General features: G+C 32.7%; 17 protein-coding genes. 11 read left to right on the forward strand and 6 right to left on the reverse strand.

Going from position 1 to position 23,763, the window contains the following annotated elements; genetic code table 11:
* Positions 1 to 135: 135 nt before the first annotated feature.
* Positions 136 to 783, forward strand: a complete 648-nt coding sequence (locus tag NH26_RS08955) for a ribonuclease H1 domain-containing protein (RefSeq protein WP_044221615.1) — start codon at positions 136 to 138, stop codon at positions 781 to 783.
* A gap of 66 nt (positions 784 to 849) precedes the next feature.
* Complete coding sequence (gene ppk2, locus NH26_RS08960; protein ID WP_044221612.1) at positions 850 to 1,653, forward strand: polyphosphate kinase 2; 804 nt, start codon at positions 850 to 852, stop codon at positions 1,651 to 1,653.
* Between the two features lie 109 nt (positions 1,654 to 1,762).
* Here ppk2 and NH26_RS08965 read toward each other — a convergent pair whose 3' ends face one another.
* Both NH26_RS08965 and NH26_RS08970 read right to left on the reverse strand, forming a co-directional pair.
* Entirely contained in the window at positions 1,763 to 2,965 is a 1,203-nt protein-coding gene (locus NH26_RS08965) for a tetratricopeptide repeat protein (protein ID WP_052431929.1), read from the reverse strand.
* A gap of 153 nt (positions 2,966 to 3,118) precedes the next feature.
* Positions 3,119 to 6,163: a PD-(D/E)XK nuclease family protein gene (locus NH26_RS08970; RefSeq protein ID WP_044221609.1), complete on the reverse strand. Its 3,045-nt coding sequence runs from the start codon at positions 6,161 to 6,163 to the stop codon at positions 3,119 to 3,121.
* Between the two features lie 690 nt (positions 6,164 to 6,853).
* Between NH26_RS08970 and glgP the strand changes: the two genes are divergently transcribed.
* Positions 6,854 to 8,512, forward strand: coding sequence for an alpha-glucan family phosphorylase (gene glgP / locus NH26_RS08975; protein ID WP_044221606.1), 1,659 nt, complete (start codon positions 6,854 to 6,856; stop codon positions 8,510 to 8,512).
* A gap of 104 nt (positions 8,513 to 8,616) precedes the next feature.
* A complete protein-coding gene (locus tag NH26_RS08980) occupies positions 8,617 to 8,964 on the forward strand; it encodes a hypothetical protein (protein ID WP_044221603.1) in 348 nt (115 codons plus the stop codon).
* Positions 8,965 to 8,975: 11 nt separating this feature from the next.
* Here the strand turns inward: NH26_RS08980 and NH26_RS08985 are convergent, their stop codons facing one another.
* The 4 genes from NH26_RS08985 to NH26_RS09000 all read right to left on the reverse strand — a co-directional run bounded on the left by NH26_RS08985 (position 8,976) and on the right by NH26_RS09000 (position 14,450).
* Complete coding sequence (locus NH26_RS08985) at positions 8,976 to 9,917, reverse strand: hypothetical protein (protein WP_044221600.1); 942 nt, start codon at positions 9,915 to 9,917, stop codon at positions 8,976 to 8,978.
* 97 nt (positions 9,918 to 10,014) lie between these two features.
* Entirely contained in the window at positions 10,015 to 10,485 is a 471-nt protein-coding gene (locus NH26_RS08990) for a peptidylprolyl isomerase (RefSeq protein WP_044221597.1), read from the reverse strand.
* Between the two features lie 57 nt (positions 10,486 to 10,542).
* On the reverse strand, positions 10,543 to 13,785 hold the full coding sequence (locus NH26_RS08995; RefSeq protein WP_084812112.1) for a PAS domain-containing protein: 3,243 nt from the start codon (positions 13,783 to 13,785) through the stop codon (positions 10,543 to 10,545).
* Between the two features lie 62 nt (positions 13,786 to 13,847).
* Entirely contained in the window at positions 13,848 to 14,450 is a 603-nt protein-coding gene (locus tag NH26_RS09000; RefSeq protein ID WP_044221594.1) for a thymidine kinase, read from the reverse strand.
* A 252-nt stretch (positions 14,451 to 14,702) separates the two neighbouring features.
* Between NH26_RS09000 and miaA the strand changes: the two genes are divergently transcribed.
* The 7 genes from miaA (at position 14,703) to NH26_RS09035 (ending at position 23,760) form a co-directional block, all read left to right on the forward strand.
* Positions 14,703 to 15,614 (forward strand): tRNA (adenosine(37)-N6)-dimethylallyltransferase MiaA, encoded by a 912-nt coding sequence (gene miaA / locus NH26_RS09005; protein ID WP_044221591.1) that lies wholly within the window; start codon positions 14,703 to 14,705, stop codon positions 15,612 to 15,614.
* Complete coding sequence (locus NH26_RS09010; protein WP_044221589.1) at positions 15,598 to 17,121, forward strand: PAS domain-containing sensor histidine kinase; 1,524 nt, start codon at positions 15,598 to 15,600, stop codon at positions 17,119 to 17,121. Before miaA ends, NH26_RS09010 begins: the two co-directional genes overlap by 17 nt.
* 39 nt (positions 17,122 to 17,160) lie before the next feature.
* A complete protein-coding gene (locus tag NH26_RS25735) occupies positions 17,161 to 17,445 on the forward strand; it encodes a response regulator (protein ID WP_242427313.1) in 285 nt (94 codons plus the stop codon).
* A 152-nt stretch (positions 17,446 to 17,597) separates the two neighbouring features.
* Complete coding sequence (locus NH26_RS09020; protein ID WP_044221586.1) at positions 17,598 to 19,253, forward strand: sensor histidine kinase; 1,656 nt, start codon at positions 17,598 to 17,600, stop codon at positions 19,251 to 19,253.
* Positions 19,254 to 19,262: 9 nt separating this feature from the next.
* Positions 19,263 to 20,315, forward strand: coding sequence for a response regulator (locus tag NH26_RS09025; RefSeq protein WP_044221583.1), 1,053 nt, complete (start codon positions 19,263 to 19,265; stop codon positions 20,313 to 20,315).
* Positions 20,316 to 20,617: 302 nt separating this feature from the next.
* On the forward strand, positions 20,618 to 22,792 hold the full coding sequence (recQ, locus tag NH26_RS09030; protein WP_044221581.1) for a DNA helicase RecQ: 2,175 nt from the start codon (positions 20,618 to 20,620) through the stop codon (positions 22,790 to 22,792).
* Positions 22,793 to 23,025: 233 nt separating this feature from the next.
* Entirely contained in the window at positions 23,026 to 23,760 is a 735-nt protein-coding gene (locus NH26_RS09035; RefSeq protein WP_139262956.1) for a hypothetical protein, read from the forward strand.
* Positions 23,761 to 23,763: the final 3 nt, after the last annotated feature.

The following is a 23,763-nucleotide window of genomic DNA, read 5'->3' on the forward strand; positions in this document are numbered from 1 at the left end:
GTTTGTTCACATTTTGTAATTAAGTCTTGAGTATTGTCTAAATTGATCTATTTTTATTATTAAATCACATCAATCTTATAAATGATTTGTGATCAATAATAGGTTATTCTTAAATTCAAAGATTAATCAAAAATTATGGCAGGAAGTAAGAAGAAAAAATTTTACGTTGTGTGGGCTGGAGGAACTCCCGGAGTATATACAACATGGGCAGAGTGCCAAAAACATGTACAAGGTGTAAAAGGAGCAAAATATAAATCATTTGATTCTTTGAAAGAGGCTGAAGTAGCTTTTAAAGGGAACCCTGCCGAATATATAGTAAAGAAAAAAGCGGGAGAAAAACCGAAAAAAATATATGACCCTTCGGTTGGTTTACCCATCATGAATAATAGCTTAGCAGTAGATGCTGCTTGTTCTGGAGCTAGAGGACCAATGGAATATAGAGGTGTTTGGTTAGAAACTGGTCAACAACTCTTTATTCAAGGACCTTATGAAGATGGTACAAACAATATTGGTGAGTTTTTAGGTATAGTACATGCTTTGGCATATCTAAAACAACATAAATACGATCAAACAATTGTCTATACTGATAGCCGTACTGCTATGAAATGGGTCAGAGATAAAAAGATCAAAACAACACTCGATAAAAACGAAAAAAACGCTCAACTATTTGTTATGATTGATAGAGCAATTAAATGGTTAGAGACAAATACATACATGAACCCCATTAGAAAATGGGAGACCAAACATTGGGGGGAAATCCCTGCCGACTTTGGTAGAAAATAGACTTATCTTTTTCATCACCTTTACAAGGTATAGGTGATCAACTACACCTCAAAAATTAACATAACCATGGACAAAAACGAGAAATACACTAAAAAAGGAAAATTACAAAAAGACTATTATGAAGGAGAATTAGAGCAACTTCAAACCGAATTGGTAAAGATGCAAGAGTGGGTAAAGAAAGAAGGGTTGAAAGTAGTCGTTATTTTTGAAGGTAGAGATGCTGCTGGAAAAGGTGGAGTAATTAAAAGGATTACAGAAAAACTAAATCCGCGTGTAGCTAAAATTGTAGCACTAGGTGTACCTACCGAAAAAGAAAAATCTCAGTGGTATTTCCAAAGGTATGTGCCTCATCTTCCTGCTGCAGGAGAAATTGTTTTATTCGATAGAAGTTGGTACAATAGAGCTGGTGTAGAGCATGTAATGGGATTTTGTACTGACGATCAATATCAAGAATTCTTGAGAACCTGCCCTGAATTTGAAAGAATGTTGATTCGTTCTGGTATTATTCTTATTAAATATTGGTTCTCTGTTTCTGATGAAGAACAAGAAAAACGTTTTGCTGAACGTATCAATTCTTCTATTAAACGCTGGAAGTTCTCCGAAATGGACTTAGAATCAAGAGCAAAGTGGGTCGAGTACTCTAAAGCAAAAGATAATATGTTTGCCTATACAGATACCAAACAATCGCCTTGGTTTGTTGTAAAAGCAGATGATAAGAAAAAAGCTCGATTAAACTGTATTAGCCACTTCTTATCGAAAGTTCCTTATAAAGAAATCAAATATAAAAAGATTGATTTACCTACAATAAACAAAGAAGGATATGTTCGTCCTCCGTTAGATGAGCAAACCTTTGTTGATGACAAATACTAAAATAAGTTGTTATCCAGATATTTTCCATATATAGTAAAAAGAAAGCGTTAAAAGTAGTTGATCTACTCTTAACGCTTTTTAGTGAACCTCTCATTATTTTAATGATAGACTATTTATTTTTTCTATCCTGTTTCTTACGTTTCTTATTTTCCTTTCTAAAAGCTTTTGCTTCAGTTAAAAGATCTTTTCGACCCACAGCATAAAGTTGAATTTTTGAATAATACTCCTCTGCTTTTTCATATTCTTTCTGCTTCTTCGCATCTCTTGCTAAAGCCGCTAATGAATAATGATAATATCCAGATCCAAAGTCCTTGATTTCCTCTACGTATTCTACTGCTTTTTTGAAATAAAACTCTGCGGATTCCCTATCACCTAAATAATCTCTATAATAGGATCCTAAGAAAAATGCAGCATAACGTCCACTCATTTCTTCATACCCTGTCTGTCGCTCTTCTACCCTATCGTATAAAGACTTACATACTGTAAATAACAATGGATAGCGACCACTGTAGTATAACAGGCGAGCATAATACCTGTGGAAATATGGGTTATTAGGGTATTTATTATGAAGATAATCTGCTATTTGTAAAGCTCTAATCATCTTCCCCCCATTGGAAGAATGTACTTTCATTAAATAGTACATTGCTTCTATTCGAGTATAAAAAGCTTCTTTACCGCAGGTTTCTAATTGTTCTATACCTAATTCCTTATCTCCACTATCAAACATCCAGAGAACTGGACGTAACATTTTGTAATTATCCTTAATCCATTCTACATAATAATTGTATAGACCGTCTCCATAAAGTAATTCAGGAGTCAAATCAGTCTGAGGCATCTCTTTAAGTTTATCAAAATAACTTAATGCTTTACGCACCGAGAAAGTAGCTTTGGTCCAATGATGTCTTTCCCCATGTAATCTACCTTCAAAAGCCCAAGTACCTGCTAAAATAAACAGTGCCTCTTGATTCTTTTTATCTTCTTTATACATTTGTTCCGCGTAATAAATAGCAGAATCCATGTAAGCAAAAAAGGTATCATCATGTGTATTGTTCTCTATATTGGGAACAATTTTCCACCATTCTGAAAGACCTAAAAGAAAATAAGGTAATGGGTGCTTTGGATAATGACTCCTTAACCAGTGAAATTGACCTTCTGCAATTTTAAATTCGAAATTATACATGGCATCAATACCAGAAGTAATTTCTAATTGAACAGTAAGATTGGTCATAAGCATATCTACCTCATCTAATTTAGGAAGTCTTGCTTGTGCATTTACTTCTTTACAATTAGTGAGTGATAAAAGGAATATCAATATGCTTATTAATGTATACCTCAAGGCTTAATTTCAAATTGAAGAATAATTTTTGGCAGTAGTCTCAAAAAAGACAACTCAATTTATACCCTTTAAATTACAGTTAGGTAGTGTCACATCCTTTCTATAAGATATTTTAAGTTTTTTTACAATTCAAATTACATCTTCAAGGGCACTTTCTGTGTCGAGCAAATTTTCTGACCAAAGTTGAAGCCACTTTTCCGTTTTAGGTATAAAATCAATTTCTTCTCCATTTAAAGTACCATCCATCTTACAAGAGATCAAACCATCATTGATTTTTCTAAAGAAATAAAACCCAGAATCGATCTCTATATTGAAATCTATAGTTGGAATTTTCTCATCTATTAATACCTTATTACACTCGGATATCATGGAGTGAAAATCTTTATTTTGGGGATTTTTTATGGCCGCTTTGGTTAAATAACTATACAATGATAATTGTAATGCCTTTGCGTAGGCATTATCTTCCATAAAAACGGACCACTCTTTAGGCTTCATCTTATTTGGATCAAAACCTCCAGATTTATAATCTACAATTCTCAATTTCCCATCTAAAACATCAATTCTATCTGCCATACCAGACAATCTTAAGGTCACCTTCTCTCCATCTACTTCAAAATGAATAGTATTACTGATATATTCTTCTAATCTAACTATTCCAAATGCCTTTGATTCTGATGCTTCTAATTCTTCTATCTGCTTTCTAAAAAATCGGATAATAATATTTTCAGCAACTGCTTTGAGTAATAAATTTTGACCTTTGAGCAGCTCTACTTTTTCTTTCACAGCGGCATCATCTATTAGTTGAAGAATAAAAGCTTTATCATTGATGGCTTTTTCAAAATCTTCAATTCTTAAAACAAACGATGGCTGAACTTCAGGTTTTTCATAAATATCTTTCAGCCCTGCCATTCTTCTTAATCCCCATTCCATTGCAGTATGAATTAGGTTACCAAAGCTTCTATTATCTAAATCTTCTTCAATATCTTCCTTCTCTACTAATCCGATTACTTTTTGATCAATAAAAGTAAGAGGGTTTCTGATGTAAGAACTTATTGATGATGGGCTGATGCCTTTTTGCAGCCTCTCCAATATTTTCTTTTTAAGCCCATCAGATTTTGAAATAGAAATAGCTTCTGACATGGTTTTATCAGCTTTCGCTAACAACCAAGCTTCTTGATGCTTCTCTATGGGTAAAACTCTAAAACTTGGTTCTTCCAACATTTCTTCTTTTACCTGCAATAAAAGGCGACTCATCTCCCCTACATCACTCCCTGCATTTGCATCTAAATAACTAAACATTAAATGGTCCGCTCTATGAAATAATCTATAGAAAGTATAAGCAAAAGCAGCATTTTTATCTTTGTACGTAGGTAGTCCAAATTCACTTCTAATATCAAACGGAATGATGGCTTCGACAGCTTTTTTAGTGGGTAACATTCCTTCGTTACAAGTTAGAATCAAAACATTTTTAAAATCGAGTGCTCTACTTTCTAACATACCCATAATCTGTAGTGGGGCTATTGGAACTCCTGTAAAAGGTACCTTAGTACCTCTTAATAGTTCCAATAATAATGTTCTAAAAATCCCTAAAGGCAATTCACTTTCTACTTTAAAGAAGTTAGGTAAAACCCTGTTTAAGTGTTTAAGATGATCGAACAGTATACTTAATAACTCTTCTTCATAACTGTAAATAGAGTCAGAAATTTTTATTTCTTCATTTCCTGAAGGATTGATCGTAGATTTCATCATCTTCAATAAAGCATTGATTAGATCGATGAAACTTTTGATATAATCTTTATAGTTTTTTCCCCAAGGTTTAAAAACAACAGAAAAAATCTCTAAATCTCCAGATTTTTCAACTAAGTAATCTAAAGGTACATTGATATAATTTTTATTGACTAAGTCATCTAAGATATCTCCAACAATAATATCTATCTCTCTGTAATTACTATTAAAAAATGGATGTCTTAAGATGTTCTGAACAGATTTAAAATAAGCGACATACTGTCCGTCTTTATAAGTCACTCTTTCTTTCATTTGAAAGATTTCTCTGATCAAATCAAATAGTGGTGTTTTTTCGAAGCTAACACCCATGGTTATATTGGTGTGCTCAGCTAATGTTTTTCCATCAGAAAAAGTGATGTTAGGTAATGATTTTAATAAAGCGGGTAATAAACTCTCATCAGGTAATAAAATTGCTGTATGATTAAGTGTTTGGATAAAATCCTCTTTACTTTCTTCAGAATCCAGTAAAGAAGTAAGCCACTCACCAGCAAATTTAACTTCACCCACGGTAGAACTTACTGATTTAAAACCTACTTTTTTATCATGAGAATTGAATTGATCAATTGCATAGTGAGGATGTTGAGCACCGAATCCTTTGACATATTTTCTTAGGTAATATCCTGCCTCGTGATTTTTAAATTTATCAAGGTATCTTTTATCAGCATCAAAATAAACTTGAGCTTTACTTAAGTTATTTAGTTTTTCAACAATGTCTTGTTCTACACCACTCATCTGAGAAAAACCAGCAAAAATAACTTTATCAATCTCAAATTCCTCCATTCGTTCTTCCAAGTGATCCAAAGCCTCTCGGAATAATATTCCTCCATAAGCCATCCCTTTAGATAAAAGTGATTTTCTAAAATCAGAATATGAATTGGATAACCTTTGCCAAAAGACTAAAAATTCTGTCATAGAAGTTTTTCCATCCTTCCAATTCTTTTTTAAATCGTCTTTTTCCTCGTCTCCTAAATCTTTTGCCCAGTTTTCTAACAGTTTGACTTCATTTAAATGTTCAAACATTTTCTTTACCTCTTTTTCATCGAGGTTATTGTCGATCATATTAAATTCCGACAACAATGATTTTCCTAAATGGATAAAGTCTTCAATCTTTAACTCCTTGTCATCTTTTTTATAAGTATGAAAAAGTTCAAAAAGTAGAGTGACATTATCCGCTTTCAGTAGTTTAGAAAACAATTCTGCAAAACCCTCCATCGATAAAATTTGGGGAGCAATAGTCAGTTGATCAATAACACTTCCGAAATACTGTTTGAAATACATACATGCTCTACGAGAAGGTAGCACTACAATAATTCGATTTAATTCGTTTTTATGCTGTTGATAAACACTTCTTGCTACTTCTAATAAAAAAGGGGACGGATAGGTTTTCATATATTATGGTAGGGTATATACTTTTTTTACGAGAATTGAAGCATCGAAAATAAGAGGAAAAAATATAATAATTAGAGTGTAGCAAAATAAATTTCAAGAAAAAAAAAACCTTTACAACTTTTGTTCGTAAATTGATTAGAGATTCACTTAATAATCCACTCACGCTATGAACTTCTATACTTTATTTACATCCTTATTATTAATTATAGCATCTTTTATTTTGTTACCCATATTCAAAGGGTTTCAGTTCATATTATTAAATTTATGGAGAGGGATATCATGGACTGTCATGACTTTCTTTGCAATAATTATTGGTTTGGTTTTTCAGTATAGAAAGTTGAAAGCGAATTTCATCACCCAAAAAACAGTTAATGTCTTGGTAAAACAATAAAGTTTAAGGAAATAAATATTTATTATCAGTCTTTAAAAATTTTTAGATTGTTATTTAAAATTTACTATTTCTAATTTTTTTTTGTTTAAAAATGCAAAAAAATAAATAATTTAGTTAGAACGTTAACATTTCACCGATTTTGCAATCGGTTTCTGAAAACGTTTCTTAAAATGGTGATCTACATCATAATATTAGACAAATAAATTATAAAAATTGCGGTCAGTATTTAGAATTGTCTAATTGACGTCAATTCTTGATCTCATGAAAAAATAATACTTTAAATAAATCAATTTAATCATATGTCACGTTTCGAAGAAAACTTCAAACACCCTTACGCTTACGATCCCAAATATAAAAAGCGTGTTGCTTATTTCTGTATGGAATTTGCTATTGACCAACCTTTCAAGATCTACTCTGGTGGTTTAGGTTTCTTAGCAGGTTCACACATGCGTTCTAGTTACGAACTTAACCAAAACTTTATCGGAATTGGTATTCTTTGGAAGTACGGTTACTACGACCAAGTACGTAAAGGAAACCAAGAAATGGATGCCCTTTTCCAAGAAAAAATTAATAACTTCTTAGAAGACACAAATATTAAATTTACTATCGAAGTAAATGGTCACCCAGTTTGGGTAACTGCAAAGTATTTGCGTCCTGACGTATTCAAGACAGTACCAATGTTCTTCTTGACTACTGACCTTCCTGAAAATGATTACTTATCACAATCAATTTCTCACCGTCTTTATGACGCTGATGCTTCTGCAAAAGTAGCTCAATATATGTTATTGGGTCTTGGTGGAGCAAAATTGTTAGATGAGTTAGAATATAACGCTGAAGTTTACCACTTCAACGAGGCTCATGCCCTTCCTGCTGCGTTCCATTTAACGAACAAGTACAATAAGGACATGGACAAAGTGAAAGAAAAATTAGTTTTCACTACTCACACTCCTGAAGAAGCTGGTAACGAAAAGCACGATATCCACTTCCTTAATAAATTAGGCTACTTTAATGGTATTCCATTAGACGAAGTTAGAAGAATCACTGGTATCCAAAATGATACTTTTGATCACTCACTAGCTTGTTTACGTCTAGCTAGAGTAGCTAACGGTGTATCTAAATTACACGGTGAAGTATCAAATGACATGTGGAACAAGTACGATAATATTTGTCGTATCACTTCTATCACCAACGCTCAAAACAGAACTTATTGGGCTGATGATCAATTGTACTCAGCGCTTCATAAAGAAGATGATGATAAATTGATCGAGCGTAAGAGATACTTAAAATCAAAATTATTTGAAACTGTTGCTGACCAAACTGGTAAATTGATGGACCCTAAAGTCCTTACAATTGTTTGGGCTCGTCGTTTCGCTGCTTATAAGCGTGCTGATTTGATCACAAGAAACAAAGAGCGTTTCAACAGAATCATGAACAACCCTGATCGTCCTATTCAAATTATTTGGGCAGGTAAACCTTATCCAATGGATTATGGTGCTGTATCAGTATTTAACCAATTAGTACACCTTTCTAAAGACTATGGTAACATGGCTGTTTTAGTGGGTTATGAATTAAAGCTTTCTCGTAAGTTAAAGCAAGGTTCAGATGTATGGTTGAACAACCCTCGTGTACCTCGTGAGGCTTCTGGTACTTCAGGTATGACATCAGCAATGAACGGTGGTATTAACCTTTCTACTGATGATGGTTGGATTCCTGAATTTGCTAACGGTGAGAACTCATTCGTTCTTCCTCTAGCTAACTTAGAAGCTCCAATTCATGAGCAAGATGAGCAAGATTTAAATAGCTTATTAGATATCGTTGAGAACGAAATCATCCCTATGTACTACGACAAGCCAGAAGACTGGACTGAAAGGGTGAAAAACTCAATGAGAGACGTTCTTCCTTACTTCGATGCTAACCGTATGGCATTGCAGTATTATGAGAAATTATACAATGAGTAAAACAAATAGGTAAATACCTATTTACTATACAATTGTTATTTTATGAAGCGAGTCTAATATATTTAGGCTCGCTTTTTTTATATTCGCACCCCAAAGTAATTTTTATGAGAATTATCTTTAACAATACTATTCCATTTAAAGGTTTTATAGCTATGGCTGTTTATCCTTTTGTTTTTGTAAGGTCAGAATATAAAACTTATCAACATTCAGAAGAATGGAATAGAATGATTCGTCATGAAAAGATTCACTTTGCACAACAAAAAGAACTATTGTTGATAACTTTTTATTTTATCTACTTTATTCACTTTGTTTTTCTATTTGTTATTCACAAAAATGTGGATAAAGCTTATAGATCCATTTGTTTTGAAAGAGAAGCATATCAAAATGAAAAAAACCGTTCCTACTTATCAACAAGGAAACGGTTTTCTTGGTTGAAATATCTAAAAAGATAAATTCAAAAAATCTATTTATTGCTAGGTTGCTCTAAATTAAATTTAAAGTTGGTATAAGCATCAGTTGAAATACCTAACCTCTTAGCAGGTTCAAAATCAAATTTCTGAAGGTATTTATTTACAATTTCTAATGCTTCCTTTTCACTTTCAGAATTAGGCTGATCAGAGTACTGCATTTTAGCATGAACACCTTCTCCTTCTTTATTTACAAATACCTTTATATAGACGTATTTCTTATTATTATCACTTAGTATTTTATTTACTTTAGCTCTTACTTTTTTATAAAGCGGATAATTTTTTATGTAAGGATATACAAATTGATCTTTATAAGAAAATGTTTGTTGATCAGACTCTCTAGTAGCCACTCCTTTTTGTAAAGAACCATCTTCTCTGTAAAATTCTTTATAAGAAACTTTGAGTTCATCATTATATCCAGTCCACTCTCCAACTTTATGAAAATCAGACAATTTACCTCCATATAAATTATTAGTCACTTCTGATCTCCATTCTAATCTCCCTACTCCACTTTCTGCTATCTGTTCTCCTTTTTCGTTCCAAGCATTTAGGTATTTTTCATTTTTATATCCTCCAATCAAAATAAGTTCAGACCTTTTTATACCATTATTATAAAATGTTTCTACAAAAACATCTTTTTTAGAGATATCATAATGATAAATTCGAGAGACTTTTCCATTCCGGAAATATTCATAAAATTCATTGATATATCGTCCAGTCTGAATATTATCCTTATACCCTTTAGTGATTAAAACATTATTATTAGTATAAGATTTTATTTCAAAAAGTGACACTCCCTTTAGGTCAACTTTCTGTGATGTATAAAAAGTTTTAGCTTCATTCTCAGCACACACATTTCCCCATTTATCGAGGTAGACTTTATTTTGAGCAGATAATAAAATTGGGAAGCAAAAAGTTAGTAATAAAATTCTCAACATTACTTTAAATTGGTTTAACTTAAAATGTATAAAAAGTAAAAGCAATTATGAATTACTTCATAATTGCTTTTATACTAAAATTATATCAAATGTTTGATTATAATTTTTTTAGTTCACCTAATTCAGCATCACCATCTTCTCTGATGATCTCAATAGATAAAATTTTATCGTTAGGACGGATTTCGTCAACTACTTCAACTCCTTCAACTACTTTACCGAAACAAGTATGATTACGGTCTAAGTGAGAAGTTTGAGCACGGCTATGGCAAATAAAGAATTGTGATCCACCAGTGTTTCTACCAGCATGTGCCATAGAAAGAACTCCACGGTCGTGATATTGGTTGTCTCCATCCAATTCACAAGCAATTCTGTAACCTGGTCCACCTGCACCTGTACCATCAGGACATCCACCTTGGATTACGAAATTAGGGATCACTCTGTGGAAAGTTAAACCATCGTAGTAATTGTGCTCTGCAAGCTCTACGAAGTTAGCCACTGTATTAGGAGCATCATTTAAGTAGAAATCTACTTTCATTTCTCCCTTATCTGTTTTAATGATCGCTTTCATATCAATAATTTTTGAAGATTTAATTTAAGGTGATGCAAAGGTAATTAATATTTTGACTTATGCATGATTGGGTCTCAATGGAGTCAAGTTAATTAATGATGAAACCACTACTTTTTCTTGATCCGATTCCCTTTCTACTGAATTTCCTTTTTCAAGCATCAGCAGTCTAGTTTTATCATTTAATGTAATTACATAAGTTTCATAATACATTTTCCCGTTCTTCACCGCTTCTTCAATATTCTTCATAGATGAGTTATATCTATCTAAATCTTTTTCATCTATGAAATTCATCAAATCAATATCTTCTCCGAAATAGTTCTTCCAAGAACCACTGCGATGCACTATTTCTTTAGGGTTTTCAAGATTTCTATAGATCACTGGGTTAGGTACTTTCTCTACTCCATGATCCAAGGTTTCTTCAAATTCTAATTTAGATGCAATACTACAAATGGCATATACCTTACCAGTGGCATTCACCATTGGGAATTTTACACATTTAAATTTACTTCCATCTTCTCTTGTATCCACAAATGAAATTTCAGTCTCTTGTTCTGAAATGGCCTCGTCGAGTTCCCAAATCTCAGCTCCTTTTTCTGGGCCGAATATTTCTACATCCGTTTTTCCAATAATGTCAAAATCAACATCAATAGCAGATAAGAATGTTTGATCTGCTAAAATGTATCTACCATCTAAATCTTTCAAATACACTTCAGCATCATACGTATCAAAAATTGCTTTCATCTGACGTCTTGATTCTACCAACTCGTTTTCTCTTTCCTTACTGTCGGTAATATCATGGAACATAACTGTTGCCCCAACAATAGATCCGTCTTCAGATGAAATCGGGTAATATCTAGTATCCATTATGCGCTTATTATTTCCAAATTGGAAAGACATCACATCATTGAATACTTCTCCTTCTAATACTCTACGAATATTGGTATGGTAGTGCTCCCTATTTTCGGGTCTAACCATATCTAAGATCACTGTTTCTCCTTCAATAATTTCTAGACCTCTGCTATTTAGAGCCTTTTTAATAGAATTATTAGCCAGAGTAACCACCATTTTTTGATCTACTGCTAAGACAAAATCTTTTGTTACATCTAAGAAGGCTTTTAAGTTGGCTTCTCTTAGTGATAATAAAGCTTTTGATTCTTCTAGATCTATGTTTGATGAAATATCATTTATGGCTCCAGCAAAACGTATGGCCACCCCATTTTCGTTATGTTTAACAGCTCCAGAAACATGGAACCATCTGTAAGAGCCATCTTTTAATCTTAACTGAACATTCAACTGATTTGGTGCTATTCCTAAGTGGTCAGCAATTAGTCCTTGGAAAATCTTTTGAGAAGATTCTCTTTGTCCTGGGTGAATATTTTGTTGGAAAGCTTCAAAAGAGTTTTCTAATTCTCCCTCTTCGTAACCTAATAGTTCTTCAAATCTTGGAGACCACCAGAATAATGTAGAATTATCCAACTCTCCATTTTTTAAGACAGCATCCCAAATACCCTCAGTAGTTCCTTGTAGTGCTAAATCAAAACGTTCTAATGTTTTTTCTAGCTCAATTGTTCTTTCTTTTACTTGATTTTGAAGATTAGTTCTCAAATTTTCCAATTCGATCTGACGTCTTTCCATCTCTTCCTGAGTAGCTTGTAACTCCTCATAATTCTGACGCATCTCTTCTTCTTGACTCTTAAGGTGATCTCTTTGTTCTTGAGAAGACATTAAAAGTTCTTTCGTTCTTTCATTATTTTTTGCTGTTCTTAAAGTAGAAGCAATTGATTCTGCTACTTTCTCAACAAACTCTACTTCGAAACTATCTATTTCTCTAAACGATGCTATTTCTAAAACACCTTCAACAGCATCATTAATTTTTAATGGAACAATTAATACCGCTCTAGGCGTTGAATCACCTAGACCTGAAGTAATTTCAATGTATCCTTTTGGTACATCATTAAGGTAAATTGTTTCACCTAAAAGGTAAGATTGACCTAATAAACCTTCTGCAAATCGACCATCAATATGAATTTTCTTTTCTATAATACGTTTTCTCTCAAATGCATAAGTTGCTTCGAGGTTTAAGTATTTTTCTCCATCTTCAGATTCCTCTAAAAAGAATAATTCACCTTGGTTCGCATTTAAATATCTTACCAGTTCTGTTACAATAGAATTAGATAGCTTTTTGATATCGCTATATTTTCTAAGAATATCACCGAAGTGAGCCATTCCTTTTGTAATCCAATTACGCTTTTCGTCTTCATCAGCTACATTTTTCAAACGATCTCTCATTTGAACTAGTGCATTACCTAGCATATCATGAGTACCTGCAGGTTGGAACTGTGCTTCAAAATTTCCTTCACCAATATTTAAGGCAAAGGCAGAGGCTTTATCCAAGTTCTGTCGAAGTCGGTTGGATGAAGTAATGATATCATTCATTTCATCATTCGTCTCTTCAATGTTCTCACCTAAATCACCTACAGAAAGTCGGTCTAACTGATTAATTGGTTTCTGAAGGGAGGTATTTAAGGTTCGAATTACTAATAATGAAGAACCGATGGCTAGAATAGCAAAAAAGGCGGTTACGAAGGCAATAGATGAATTGGCACTTTCAATATCCTCGTTAATTCTTTTTACATCATCCAACATGGCTTTTTGCTGTTGTTGTGATAATGGACCAAGATACTCTCGGATTTCTGCCTTTAATGGAGATATATTATTAAGTAGATAATCTACAATGTATTCATCTACTTCTACTTTCTTTTTAAAGCTTTCAAGTTTTAACCTTAGAGTTAGAGAATCCAACTCTTCAATATCTTCTTGTATTGCGGCAAAATCTGTAAGGTGTTGCTCAAAATATAATTCTAAGTCATCTTGCCCGTGTTTGTATTCTTTTAATAGAATACCTAGACCGTCAATAGCTCTTCGATCTTGAGAAGTCAGCTGCTTTCCTAGAATTTCTAATTTTTCCCAAGCAGGTAAGATATCAGTATCCCAAAGTGAATTTCTTTCATCTTTGTAACTATCATCTTTTGTCAAAAAATAACCTCTTTGGGCAGCTGAAACTCTATCGAGGCCAGCATTTATTCGTGAAGTCATGACAGTGATAGGGTTCCTTGTTTGAATAACCCTATCACCTACATCACTTACTAAGTTATTTTGATAGACTACAAAAATTGTGAAAGCCATCAAAATCATAAGATAGGAAGTGGTTAAGAGTACATTCCTACCTTGTATAGTCCTAAAACTAAAATAACGTATTAATTGACGTTTAAAATTATCTGTATCAATTCTATTTCTCATCGAGAAGTCTATTTTTCAGCTAGATAACTCAGAGATATCAGCCTAATCTGACTCCCTGAAAATCAAGAATCTGAAGCGCGGTCGTTCATTCCACTTTGATAGCATTTTCTACATCTTGCTTCGTAAGAATCTGTTTCTCCTAAAAGAACTTGTTCTTTAGATGCAGACAATCTATAGGAATATAACGCCGGTTCACCACATTTCACACAAATAGCGTGCAACTTTGTAACATATTCTGCAATTGCCATTAATTGTGGCATCGGTTCGAAAGGATTCCCTTGAAAATCCATATCTAAACCACATACAATTATACGGTGTCCTTTGTTGGCTAAATTAACACAAACATCTACTAATGTTTGGTCAAAAAACTGTGCCTCATCAATAGCTATAACTTCATTTTTACCAACATATTGTGTAATCTCTCCAGCAGTTTTCACAGGAGTCGAAATAATTGAGTTGGAATTGTGTGAAACCACATTTTCTTCGTGGTAACGGGTATCTACAGCAGGTTTAAATATATGAACAGTTTGCTTAGCAATAGTCGCTCTATTTACTCTTCTGATCAGCTCTTCGGTTTTACCCGAAAACATTGATCCACATACAACTTCAATCCAGCCTATTGCTCTATCATCAGAGCGGTCATTAAATCTAGGTTCTACAAACATTATGATACAATTAACTATGTTAGTCTGCAAAGGTACACTTTTGTAAATACGAATTGCTACATCTCAATCGTAAAAATTGCTTATAATATTTAATTCCTTTTTTTGATTAATAGGACAAGAATTATTGAAACTCAATACACTGCTATTTAAAATTTACAACACTTTTTAATTCAAATTTGATATTTTGTAGTGACCAACCTTTCAAGGGATTTGTTAACTTTGTGTGTAATTAAGAAGTATTGGAGTAATAATATGTCTGAGCAAAAAAAAGTATTAATTGTAGTTGTTGGTCCTACCGCTGTAGGAAAAACTGATTTTTGTGTAAAATTAGGTCAAGAATTAAAAACAGAGGTAGTATATGCCGATTCGAGACAGTTTTACAAGGAAATGCAAATTGGTACTGCTCGACCAACAAAAGAAGAAATGAAAGATGTTCCTCATCATTTTGTAGGACACCTTTCTATAAATCAAGAATATAGTTTTGGGCATTATGAAAAAGACACTCTTCTATTATTAGACGAATTATTTCAAAAACATCGTTGTGTAATCTTATCAGGTGGATCAGGTATGTACGTGGATGCCGTCTGTAAAGGAATAGATCCGATGCCCAGTAGTCAAGAAGAAATACGAAATAAGTTGAATACTCTATTTAAAGAAAAAGGGATCATTCCTCTTTTAGAAACTTTAAAAGAGAAAGACCCTGAGTATTATGATAAGGTCGATCGAGCGAATTCACAAAGAATAATTCGAGCATTAGAAGTGATGGAAATTACCGGCACAACTTACAGTAGTTTAAGAAATAAAACTGCTGTGCAACGTCCTTTTGAAATAATCACTATTGGTTTAGATAGAGATAGAAAAGAACTATACGATAGAATTAACTTAAGAATGGACCTTATGCTTGAAAATGGTCTTCTTGATGAAGTGGAAAGATTAAAAAACTATAGGCAACATAATGCATTACAAACTGTGGGTTACAGAGAAATTTTTGATTTTTGGGATCAAAAATTTGATTGGCCAACAACAGTAGAGTTACTTAAACGAAATAGCAGAAGGTACGCAAAAAAACAATTAAGTTGGTTCAGAAGAAATCCAGATACTCATTGGGTACACCCAAATCAATTAAAAGACGTCATCAAATACATAAATGAAAAAATCGACTAGTCAACCATCTTTTTTTTTTAAAGAAGGAGATCCATTATCCGCTTTATTTACAGCAGCATCAGAAGGTATTATCATTTGTAATAATAAAGGAATAATTACTTCTGTAAACCCTATGGGTGAAAAAATATTTGGGTACGAGCAAGGGGAAATGAATCAACAACCTATTGAGATACTAGTTCCTAATAGTTTGAAAAAAACGCACGTTTCCTTTAGAGATAGTTTAATCCAAAATCCTAAAATGAGGACTAAAGGGGATGGTAAAGAGTTTCAAGCACAGAAAAAAGATGGGTCAACATTTTTTGTTGAAATATCAATTAGTCCTTTAGAAGTAGAAGGGAAACGTTATTTCACTGCATTTATCAATGATGTTTCTAAAAGGAAAATTGCTGAAAAAGAAGTCATAGAACAAAGACAGCTACTAGAATACTATGCAGATTATGCTCCTGCAGCAATCGCCATGCTCGATTTAGATTTTAAGTACCTTGTTGCTAGTTCCAGATGGAAAAAAACTATTTTAAATGAAAAGAAAGAATGGGTTGATGTCATAGGAATGAATATTTCCCATGATCCTCATTTTAAAGAGGAATGGAAACGTATTTTTGCAGAGGTAATTAAAGGCAATAAATCTGGAGTTCAGCTAGATTATATCAATAGAAATGGTGAAGGAAATATTTGCCTTGAGTGGGAAGCACATCCGTGGTACAATAATGAAAGAGAAATAAGTGGTATTATCATTTTTGCTGAGGACGTGACAACTCGAATTGAAAATGAGAAAAAAGTAGCACAATACCTCCAAGAACTTATTTCAAAAAATAGAGAATTAGAAGACTTTGCTTATGTGAGTTCTCATGATCTCCAAGAACCGCTACGCAAGATACGTGCGTTTGGTGATCGTCTTCAGAAGAAAGAAAAAGAGAACTTATCTGAAAAAGGACAAGATTATATCGAAAGAATGTTGAGTTCTGCAGAAAGAATGCAACAACTTATCTCCGATTTATTACGCTTTTCTAGAATTTCTTCAAAAGCCAAACCATTTGGAGAAATCGACTTAAATCAAATATTAAATGATGTCATTTCAGATTTAGAAATTGCTATCAATGAGGCTGAAGCAACGATTAATTACCCTCAACTTCCTTGTATAAAAGGCGATGCAACACAAATGAGACAGTTATTTCAAAATCTGATCTCTAATGCCATCAAATTTAGAAAAGAGAATGTGCCTCCAATTATTGACATCTCATTTTCTAAAGATGAAAGTGACGAAAATTGTATCCATATTGATATTTCTGATAATGGTATTGGGTTCGATCAAAAATATAGTGATCGAATTTTTCAGATTTTTCAACGCTTGGAAGGTAGAAAGTACAACGGTTCTGGTATTGGTTTAGCAATTTGTAAAAAAATATCTCAAAGACATGGTGGAGATATTAAAGCGAGTAGTGAAATCAATAAAGGAACAACTTTCCATATCACATTAAGAACAGATAGTAATAACAACTCTTTATAAACTAACATCACAACTTTCAAAATGAACAAATACCCCTCGATGAATATAATCTGTGCAGAAGATGATCCAGACGATCGATTAATAACAGAAGAAGCTTTTGAAGAATGTAACATGAATGGTACTCTCAATTTTGTTGAAAACGGAGAGGATTTGATGCGTTACCTTCAAAGGAAAGGTCAATATGAGAACTTGAGAAGTACAGATCTTCCCGATCTTATTTTATTAGATTTAAATATGCCAAAAAAAGATGGGAAAGATTGTATTTTAGAGATCAAAAACGATCCCCTTCTCAAAAATATCCCAATAGTAGTTTTAACAACTTAAAATGATGAGGAAGATGTGGTAAAAACTTATAACTTAGGGGTTAGCTCGTTTATTACTAAACCAGTGAAGTTTGATACCATGGTAGATATTCTTAAAACAATTAACCACTATTGGTTCAATACCGTTCGTTTACCAAAATTAAGCCATTAAAGATGCCATTCTCTAATGTATTTGAACAACAGCACACCACAGTAAAAGTGCTATTAATCGATGATGATGAAGATGATTACATCATTACCGAAGACATATTAGAAGAAGTTCCCTTTCGTGAATATCAATTAGATTGGGCGCCTAATTATGATGAAGCTATTGAAAAAATCATAAAAGGAGAGCACGATGTATATATTGTTGACTATTTACTAGGAGCAAAAAGTGGTTTAGATCTAATTATCGAATCACTTGAAAAAACGGGGAAACATTTACCATTTATTCTATTAACCGGGCAAGGTGATGTAAAAGTGGATGAAGAAGCTATGAATGCTGGTGCTTCTGATTATCTAGTGAAAGGATTAATGACGTATCAACAGTTAGAAAGAGCCATACGTCATAGTATATCACATAGTTCACACATCAATAGAATTAATGAGTTAAACGAACAATTAGAACAAAGAGTACAAGACCGAACGAGGCAATTAGATAAAGCAATCAAGACATTACAACGTTCGAATGAAGATCTCGAGCTTCAGATATCTGAAAGAAAAAAAGCAGAAGAAGAGCTCATGAGAAGTCAGGTTATTTATAAAATTATAGCTCAAAACTTCCCCTATGGTATTGTAGCCGTTCTTGATGAAAATTTACATTATTTGTTTGCCGATGGTAAAGGATTTAAAGATTTAGAACTTGACTCTAAAAAAATTATTGGAGCAAGATTCTTTCAATTTTTGTCTAAAAATGACCCTGAAAGAGCGGAAGTCTATCAGAAAAAATTTGAATTAACAAAAGAGGTCATTACCAATGGAGAAGAGATAATTTTTGAGTTTGATTACAAAAACATTAAATACTCTGTAATTATTGTTCCTATCAAGAATAGCCGTCAGCAGACCAAGCAATTATTGGTAGTAATGCTTAATATTACACAGCAAAGAAAAGCAGAGAAAGAGATTCTAAAATCACTTAACAAAGAGCGTCAGTTAAACGAATTAAAAAGTAGATTTGTTTCTATGGCCTCTCATGAATTTAGAACTCCATTAAGTACGATTTTGTCTTCTGTTTCACTCATTTCTAGATATACATCTGAAGAACAATCAGAAAAAAGAGGGAAACATATTAAAAGAATCAAATCAAGCGTTAACAATCTTACACAAATCTTGAATGATTTCCTTTCTATTAGTAAATTGGAAGAAGGAAAGGCAAAAGTGCATAATTCCACTATTCAGATATCTAGTTTTATAGAAAATATTTGTGATGAGATGATTCCTGTAAAAAAACAGGGGCAACAAATAAATATTTCGCATAAAGGTGATGACATCATAAAATCTGATCCACAGATTCTAAAGAATATCATTATTAATTTATTATCGAATGCCATTAAGTACTCTAGAAGTGGTGAAAGCATTTGGGTAAATTCTGAAGTAAACGAAGATACTTTATATATTAGCATAAAAGATGAAGGAATGGGAATCCCAGAGAAAGATCAAGTTCATTTATTTGATCGATTCTTTCGTGCTGAAAACGCCATCAATATTCAGGGTACCGGCCTAGGATTAAATATCGTAAGCAAATATCTTGAAATGTTAAATGGTGCAATTACATTTGAATCAAAAGAGGAAGTAGGTACTACCTTCACTATATCAATACCGAAAAATTAGTAAATAAATATGAAAAAGATACTTCTGATCGAAGACAATCCTGAGATGAGAGAAAATACCTCAGAAATCTTAGAATTATCAAATTATGAAGTTGTTACAGCTGAAAACGGAAAATTAGGCGTTGAAAAAGCGAGAGCAAGCAGCCCTGATTTGATCATTTGTGATATCATGATGCCAGAATTAGATGGATACGGTGTTTTATTTGCTTTGAGCAAAGATCCAAATACAGCTAGTATCCCATTTATTTTCTTAACAGCTAAAGCAGAAAAAACTGACTTTAGAAAAGGTATGAGTCATGGTGCAGATGACTATATTTCTAAACCTTTTGATGATGTTGAGCTTTTAGATGCCATTGAAAGCCGTTTGAAAAAAAGCGATACTGTAAAGAAACGCTATGAACAATCTGCAGACGGTTTTGATACATTTATTAGTGATGCAAGAGGAATGAGTAACTTGGAGAAGCTTTCTGAAAATAGAAAGTCTCGTTCTTACAAGAAAAAGAGTGTTCTTTTCTATGAAGGTGATCACCCTAATGCATTACTTCAAATTGTAAGCGGTAAAGTTAAAACATACAAAACCAATGAAGATGGTAAAGAATATATCACAGGTATTCATGGTGCAGGTGATTTCTTAGGGTATGTTGCCCTTTTAAAAGATGTTCCTTACCCAGACTCTGCAATGGTTTTAGAAGAATGTGAAATCACTATGATTCCTAAGGAAGATTTCTTCTCTTTAATTCATAATAACAGAGACGTTTCTCATTCTTTTATCAAATTATTGACTAAAGAAGTAATTGAACAAGAAGAGAAATTACTGAAGCTTGCTTATGGATCTGTAAGACAACGTGTAGCTGAAGTATTACTTCAATTAGACAAAAGATATCAACAAGGTCCTAACGAAAGAATGTCGATTACAAGAGATGATTTAGCAAAAATTGTAGGTACAGCTAAAGAAACTCTTATTCGTACACTTTCTGATTTTAAAGACGAGCGTCTTATCGAAATTAAGGATAAAAATATTACTATTATTGATTTGGCTAAATTGGAAAGATTAAGCCATTAAGACCACATTAGGTTTTTAACATTCTTTATTGAATAAATAGGTCTATAATACCAGGGTTTAAAGGAAATATTCTTTAAACCCTGTTTTTTTATGTATTTATATTTCAATTTGTTAACATTTCAAAAAAAAGTATTTACATTCATGTATTGCATTCAGTTATGAAAACTAATAGTGTTTTTGTATATTCATATGCGGTAAGAAAGAAGTTAATCTAATAACTACTACTTCCAACATAAATAGGATTTTAATTCTGTTATCAAATCGTACTAATGATTTGATAATTATTGATACTTATAAGTTTTATGGCAGGTACTAAGGTACAATCAACAATAAAAGACAAACTAAAAGAAGTATTTGGCTACAATCAGTTTAGGGGCAACCAAGAAGTGATTATTAACCATATACTTGATAGGAAAAATACGTTTGTCATAATGCCTACAGGAGCGGGAAAATCTCTTTGTTATCAACTACCCGCTTTAATGCAAGAAGGGACAGCTATTGTTATATCACCTCTAATTGCTTTGATGAAGAACCAAGTGGATCAGCTTCAAGCTTTAGGTGTGGATGCTAGTTTCCTGAATTCTACATTATCAAAAAGCGAAGCAAACAAGGTAAAAAAATCAACTCTTGAAGGAAAAACTAAACTACTATATGTTGCACCAGAGTCTTTAACAAAAGAAGACAACATCAAGTTATTACAAAAATCTAATATCTCTTTTATAGCTATTGATGAAGCACACTGTATTTCAGAATGGGGGCATGACTTCCGTCCGGAGTATAGGAGAATAAAGCAAATTATTGAAGCTATTGGAGATTTACCAATCATTGCTTTAACAGCTACAGCAACACCAAAAGTACGTGCTGACATACAGAAAAACTTAAAAATGGAAGATGCTAATATCTTCTTATCTTCTTTCCATAGAGATAATCTGTATTATGAGGTACACCCTAAAAAAGATCCGAAAGTACAGCTTATTAAGTTTGTTCGTCAGCATCAAAATAAATCGGGTATTGTGTATTGCCTTAGCCGTAAAAAGGTAGAAGAGGTAGCCGAATTTTTAAAAATAAATGGTGTAAATGCACAGCCTTATCATGCCGGTATGGAATCTGGTACAAGAATGGCCAATCAGGATGCATTCTTGAACGAAGACTGTGACGTTATTGTTGCAACCATTGCTTTCGGTATGGGTATTGACAAACCTGATGTTAGGTTTGTAGTACATTATGATGCTCCTAAATCTTTAGAGGGTTACTACCAAGAAACAGGTAGAGCAGGTAGAGATGGTTTAGAATCTTACTGTATGATGCTATACAGTCCTGAAGATGTTGCAAAGCTAGAAAAATTCCATAAAGATAAATCCGTTACAGAGAGAGAAAATGTCCATATTTTACTACAAGAAATAAGCTATTACGCTAATTCTTCTGTATGTAGAACAAGACAACTCCTTCACTATTTCGGAGAGAAAGTTGATCATAATTGTAAACATTGTGACAACTGTAAAACCAAACACGATACTTTTAATGCTAAAGATAAAATACTGCTTGCAATACAAGCTACTTTAGAGTCTGAAGAGCGTTTTGGAATCAATCATATTTGTGATATTATCACTGCTACTCCTTCTGACTATGTCAATAGTTATGGTCATAACGAATTAAAAAGTTATGGTCAGGGTAAAAGTGAAGACAATAAGTATTGGGAATCAATCATCAGACAATCGATGATTCATGGTTTCTTGACTAAAGATGTTGATAATGTCACTATCATTAAAGTCACAGAAAAAGGTTTAGACTTTCAAAAAACCTCTTTCGATATTGATTTCACTCAAGATTATCAATGGCCAAGTGAATTAGAAGCACTCAATGAGGAAGCTGTTGTTACCAATACTTTTGATAAAGAGTTATTTGATATACTCAAAGCAAAAAGAAAAAAATTAGCACATCAAAAAGGTATTCCACCTTATGCTATTTTCCAAGAACCCTCTTTAGAGGAGATGGCAACAACTTATCCTACAAACACCGAAGAATTAATGCAAATTAATGGTGTGGGTGCAGGTAAAGCTAAAAAGTTTGGTAAACCTTTTGTCGATATTATTGCTGATTATGTAGAACAAAATGAAATTACTACGGCTAAAGATGTTGTAGTAAAATCTACAGTCAACAAATCGAAATCTAAGATTACGATTATTCAGCATATTGATAGAAAACAAGATATAGAAGATATTGCAGAGACTCTGAAAATATCTTTTGATGACGTTCTTGATGAAATAGAGAATATCTGTGATTCAGGTACAAAGTTAAATCTTGATTATTACATTGAGACTATCATGGATGATGAAAGAATAGATGAAATCTATGACTATTTCATGTCTGCTGAATCAGATTCTATAGATGATGCTTTTGATGAACTCGATGAAGATATCGGTGATGATGAGATTCGATTGGTTAGGATTAAATTCCTTTCTGAGGTAGCGAATTAATTCAAAATTTAATAAGCAATACAAAAAAACAGTTTTATTTATTAGGAATAAAACTGTTTTTTTATAATGAAAAATTTAAATAATAATTTTTAAACTTACTTTTTTTTTAACATATTTATAAGATAGAGATAACTACTAATTATGATAAACATCTATTAAGATCAAAAAAACTAAGCAAACATATTAGTTCTTATCGAAACAATTTTTTTTATACATTTTTTATATATATACATATGTTACGTAACGTTGTAATCTCTTTATTCGCCTGTATACTTCTAATGAGATGTATGTCTGTAGAGGACGAACAAGAAAGCTGGAAACAAGCTATTGCAGATGCCGGAAAAGTTAGTGAAAAATATCCTTCACTAAAAGTTGCCATTGATAAACAAATTGGAGTAGCAAACCTTGCATGGGACAAAGCCCTAAAAGTAGAGGATGAGACCGCTAAAATTTTAGCTATGAAAGCCGCTCGTACTCTAATCACTAATGGAACCCCTATCATTACAGTTAAAAACTACGAATCAAACATTGAGGATTTAGAAGACGAAATTGATAAAATCAAAAGAAGATTTAATCAAGATGAATTTACTGAAGAAACTCAACAATTACTAGCAGCTGCTCGTCCTGTTTTAGTGAATGCTAAGTTTGTTCCTAATGACTCTGAAGTTACAGAACTTCATGAAGCATTAGTTGCTCAAAATAGATTATTAGAACATAATATTAAACTTTTAGATGTGCATTACGAATCTGTTATGGAAATTCGTGATCTAAAAGAGAAAAAAGAAAAAGCAGAAAGAGAAGCTTTGAAGAAAGAAGAAGAAGCTAAGAATCCTTCTACTGTTTCTGAAGTATCTTCAACTGCCGCACCCGCTGCAAAGAAAGAAGTAAAAATGGTGAAGTGTAGAAAATGTGGTTCTAAATCACCTTCTACTACTTCAAAATGTAAAAGCTGTGGAGCTAAAATCTAAATT

It is taken from the genome of Flammeovirga pacifica (assembly GCF_000807855.2).
Taxonomy (GTDB): Bacteria; Bacteroidota; Bacteroidia; order Cytophagales; family Flammeovirgaceae; genus Flammeovirga; species Flammeovirga pacifica.